The organism is Nocardioides sp. P5_C9_2, assembly GCF_054049555.1.
Genome location: NZ_JBFUMD010000334.1, coordinates 1 through 4,493 on the forward strand (window position 1 = coordinate 1; position 4,493 = coordinate 4,493).

Below are 4,493 nucleotides of genomic sequence, written 5' to 3' on the forward strand. Positions count from 1 at the left end.
CGGACTACCCCCGGTCAGGGGCTGTCGCCGCCCCAGATCAGACGCTCGGCCACCCCGGTCAGACGCCGTCGTCCGCGCCCACCGCCGGGCCGAACGCCTGCACGTCGTGCACCTCGACCGGGCGGCTGAAGCCCTTCAKCCGCCGTACGCCGATCGGGGTGGTCCGGAGGCGTCCCTCGCAGTTCGCGACCAGGCGCTCGGGGACCAGGACCTGCCACGGCTCGGCCTCGGCACAGAGCCGGGCGGCCTGGTTGGTGACGCTGCCGATGGCGGCGTAGTCGTAGCGACCCTCGTAGCCGATGCGCCCGAGCGAGGCGTAGCCCTGCGCGATCCCCGTCCCCAGGGCCAGGTCGAACCCGAGCCGGTGCCAGCGGACCGCGTGCCGGCGTACGGCGTCGGTGATCTCCAGCGCCATCCGCACGGCCCGGTCGGCGGGATCGGGGCAGGGGAACGGGTCGTTGAAGAAGACCATCACCCCGTCCCCCGTGAACCGCTCGAGCGTGCCGTCGTGGGCGTCGATGATGTCGCCCAGCAACCGGTGGTAGTCGCGCAGCAGGTCCATCACCTCCTCCGGCTCGCTGGTCTCGGCGAAGGTCGTGAAGTTGCGGAGGTCGAAGAAGACGACGACCACCTCACGGCGGTGGCTGGCGAGCAGACCCTCGTCACCCATCACCACCTCCGCGAGCTGGGGTGAGAGGAAGCGCCGCAGCCGGCTCATCCGCTCCAGCTCCTGCACCTGGTGGGCGACCCGCTCCTCCAGGTYCCGGTTCAGGCTGGCGAGCTCCGCGCGCTGCGCGCTGATGGTGTCCTGGTAGCGCTTGACGCGCGCGAGCGAGGCGACCCGGGCCAGCAGCTCGCTGCGGTCGAAGGGCTTGCGCACGAAGTCGTCCGCTCCGGCCTCGAGGGCCTCGATCCGCTGCTGGGCGTCGCTCGCCGTCAGCATGACCACGGGCAGGTACGCCGTCCGCTCGGTGGACCGGATGCGGCGACACACCTCGAACCCGTCCTGGTCGGGCATCACCACGTCGAGGAGCACCAGGTCCACGTCGTGGTGCGCGAGCACCTCGAGGCACTCCCGTCCCGACGTGGCCCGCAGGAGCCGGTGACCCTCCGGCACCAGCACGGCCTCGAGCAGCCGCAGGTTCACCGGCTCGTCGTCCACCGCGAGGATCGTGAGGGGTCCGGTCATGGCTGCTCCCCCAGGAAGGACGCCACCAGCGCGGGCAGGGCCCGGGCGTTGATGGGCTTCTCCAGGAAGCCGTCGAATCCCGCCGCGGTGGCGGCCTCGCGGTCGGCGGGCATCGCCGACGCGGTCACGGCGACGACGGGCATCACCGCCTCCGGCCCGGACCGGCGGATGCGGCGCAGGGCCTCCGAGCCGTCGATCCCCGGCAGCTGGAGGTCCATGAGCACCAGGTCGGGGCGCACCGCGAGGGCCAGCTCCACACCCTCCTCGCCGGTCACCGCCTCCACGACGTCGTACCCCGCGAACCGGAGCACGTCGCGCACGAGCTTCATGTTCAACCGGTTGTCCTCGACGACCAGCACGGTCGCGGCGCCCATCAGGCTTCCTCCGCCCGCGGAGGTGACGACTGCGCGGGGAGCGCCCCGACCGCACGCAACGCGGCGATGAGCTCGTCGCGCCCGAGCGGCTTGACGAGGTACGCCGCCGCCCCCAGCTCCGAGCCCCGGACCCGGTCGTCGACCACGGACGCCACGATGACGGGGATGCCGGCGGTGAGGGGGTCCTCGCGCAGCCGGGCGAGGACCTGCCACCCGTCGAGGCCTGGCAGCAGGATGTCGAGGACCACCGCGGACGGCGCGGCGGTCCGGGCCAGCTCGAGGGCCATCAGGCCGTCGTGGGCCCGGAGCAGGTGGGGTGCGACACCCTCCAGGTGCGCGGCCATCAGCTCCAGGGATGCTCGGTCGTCGTCCACCAGCAGGACCGCTCCCCCGGTCCGCGGCACGAACGGCCCCGGCGCCACCGGCCGGTAGGACGTGATGGGGATGCTCACCTCGAAGGTGCTGCCGCGCCCCACCTCGGACGACACCGTGATCTCGCCGCCGAACAGCTCGACGATGCGTCGGCACAGGGTGAGGCCGAGGCCGGTGCCCTCCTCCTTCGACGTGGTCCGACGCCCTTGCTGGAACGACTCGAAGATCCGCTCCTGGTCCTCGGGGGCGATGCCGATCCCGCTGTCCGACACGGTGACCACGAGGTCCCCCTGCGCCAGTCGGGCCCGCACGCGCACCGAGCCTCCCGGAGGCGTGAACTTGACCGCGTTGCCGAGGAGGTTGACGACGACCTGCTTGAAGCGGAGCTCGTCGGACTCGACCAGGTCGAGGTCGTCGGCCACGTCCAGCGTGAGCTCGATGTCGTGGGCCAGGGCCCGGTCACGGACGACCGACACGGCGTACTCCAGCGCCGTGGCGACGGAGAAGACGGTGGAGTCCAGTCGCATCTCCCCGGCCTCGATCTTGGACAGGTCCAGGATCTCGTTGAGGAGCTCGAGCAGGTGACGACCCGAGCTGAGGATGTCGCCGAGGTACTCCTCCTGGCGCTCGTTGAGCTCGCCGAACATCCCGCCCAGCAGCACGTCGGAAAAGCCGATCACCGCGTTGAGGGGCGTCCGCAGCTCGTGCGACATGCTGGCGAGGAACTCCGACTTGTGCCGTCCCRCCACCTCCAGCTCGCGCCGGCTGGTGCCGAGCTCGCGGTGGACGCGGGCGTTGACGATCGCCAGGGCCGACTGGTTGGCCAGCGACTGGAGCAGGGTGCTGACGTCGTCCTCGAAGTCACCCGGCGTCCGGCGCCGCACCACGAGCGCCCCCACGAGCTGCTCCTGGCGGAGCATCGGCACGGCGAGGACCGAGCGCCAGCCGTCCCGGTACAGCTCCTCGAGGTGCGGGTCGCGGGGGACGACGGCGATGTCCGCGACGGCGACCGAGCGGTGCTCGACGGCGGCGAGGCCGACCAGGGAGGAGTCGCGGTGGATGGTCACGTTGCGCAGCCGCATCATCAGCGCGGCACCGCTGCCGTGCGCGGCCCGCACATGGAAGGTGTCGGTCGCAGCGTCGTACTCCATGATCGAGCCGCCGTCGGTCCCGGTGAGACGGACGGCGCTGGCGACGATGCGCTGCAGCACCTCGTCGAGGTCGAGGCTCGAGCTGACGGCGTCGCCCACCTCGGACAGGGTCTCGAGCTGGTCGATCTTCGCGGCGAGCTCCCGACCCCGGCGGGCCAGCGCCCGGGTCAGCTCGACCTGGCGGAGCACGATGGTCGCCTGGGTCGCGAACGACTCCAGGAGCGCGATCGCCCGGTCGTCGAACGGGTCGACCTCGGCGCGCCACAGCGTCAGGGTCCCGATCACGTCATCGTCGAAGAGCAGGGGGGCGCCCAGGCTGGTGCGGAACCCGAAGAGCCGGGCCAGGTCCTGGCGGCGGTACTCCGGGTCGGCCAGCACGTCTGGCAGCTGCTGGGTGCGCCGGTCGAGGGCGACGCGGCCGCTGAGCGAGGTGCGGTCCAGGGAGAGCGGGTGCTGGAGGAGGTAGGTGCGCAGCCGGGGCGCGTCGGGGCCATGGACCCGGGCGAGGCGGAACTCGTCCCCCGCGATGAGGTAGATCTGGCCGGCCTGGGCCTCGCACAGACTCACCGCGCGCTCCACGACCACGTCGAGGACCGCCGAGGGGTCGTCGCCGCTRCGTCCGAGGGCGGCGAGCACCTCGCGGGTGGCCGCCAGGTGCTCACGCGCGTCGCGGAGCTCGCGGGCGGGGTCGTGCTCGCCGTGCGCGTGCGGTGCCACGGATCCCCCTCCGGGTCTAGCCCGCTGATCTCGCCTCGGCCTCGCGCAGGCGGGCACACAGGGTCTTGAGCAGGCGGCGGGCGAACTCCGGGTCCTCGTCCACGACCTGCTCGAAGTCCTGGTGCGGGATGGCGAGGACCCGCAGGGGCTGGAGGGCCATCACGGTCGCAGATCGCGGCAGGCCGTCGATCATGCTGATCTCGCCGAAGTAGTCGCCGGGTCCCAGGGTGCGCAGCACCCGGTCGTCCTTGCTGACCGCGACCTCGCCCTCGAGGATGTAGTGGAACGCCAGGGCCCCCTGCCCCTCGGTCGCCACCGCCTTGCCGGGCAGGTGCGACACCTCACGCGACGCGTGTGCCAGTCGCCTCAGCTGTGCCTTGGAGAGGTCACGGAACAGGTCCACGTCCGCGATCACGGCCTCGCGCTCCCGATCCCTGACCATGGCTGCTCCTCGCGCCGCTCCCCGTTCACCATAGGACGCCCCGAGACCCCGTGCGTACCCAAGTCTGGGTACATCCGTCTCGGTCAATGGCCCTCATGGCCGCTGACCACCAGCCTCGGTCGGTTCGGAGTCAGACACCGCGGCCCGCGTCGTGAGCAGCAGCAGCACCGTGCCCACCACGGCCGCGACGAGCGAGGCGACGAGGATCCCGACCTTGGCCTCCCCGGTCAGCAGGTCAGAGCCGGGGA

Annotated in this window: 4 protein-coding genes; all 4 read right to left on the reverse strand. The window is 72.1% G+C overall.

Annotation, left to right across the window (positions count from 1 at the left end):
- Positions 1-58: 58 nt before the first annotated feature.
- From ACXJKL_RS15365 to ACXJKL_RS15380, 4 genes are read right to left on the reverse strand one after another with little or no spacing between them, the layout of a single operon-like run.
- Positions 59-1,189, reverse strand: coding sequence for an adenylate/guanylate cyclase domain-containing protein (locus ACXJKL_RS15365; RefSeq protein WP_457207906.1), 1,131 nt, complete (start codon positions 1,187-1,189; stop codon positions 59-61).
- Entirely contained in the window at positions 1,186-1,563 is a 378-nt protein-coding gene (locus ACXJKL_RS15370) for a response regulator (protein ID WP_457207907.1), read from the reverse strand. Before ACXJKL_RS15370 ends, ACXJKL_RS15365 begins: the two co-directional genes overlap by 4 nt.
- The gene (locus ACXJKL_RS15375) at positions 1,563-3,803 is read right to left on the reverse strand and encodes an ATP-binding protein (RefSeq protein WP_457207908.1); all 2,241 of its coding nucleotides are present in this window, start codon (positions 3,801-3,803) and stop codon (positions 1,563-1,565) included. Before ACXJKL_RS15375 ends, ACXJKL_RS15370 begins: the two co-directional genes overlap by 1 nt.
- Positions 3,804-3,819: 16 nt before the next feature.
- A complete protein-coding gene (locus tag ACXJKL_RS15380) occupies positions 3,820-4,245 on the reverse strand; it encodes a cyclic nucleotide-binding domain-containing protein (protein WP_457207909.1) in 426 nt (141 codons plus the stop codon).
- Positions 4,246-4,493 lie beyond the last annotated feature (248 nt).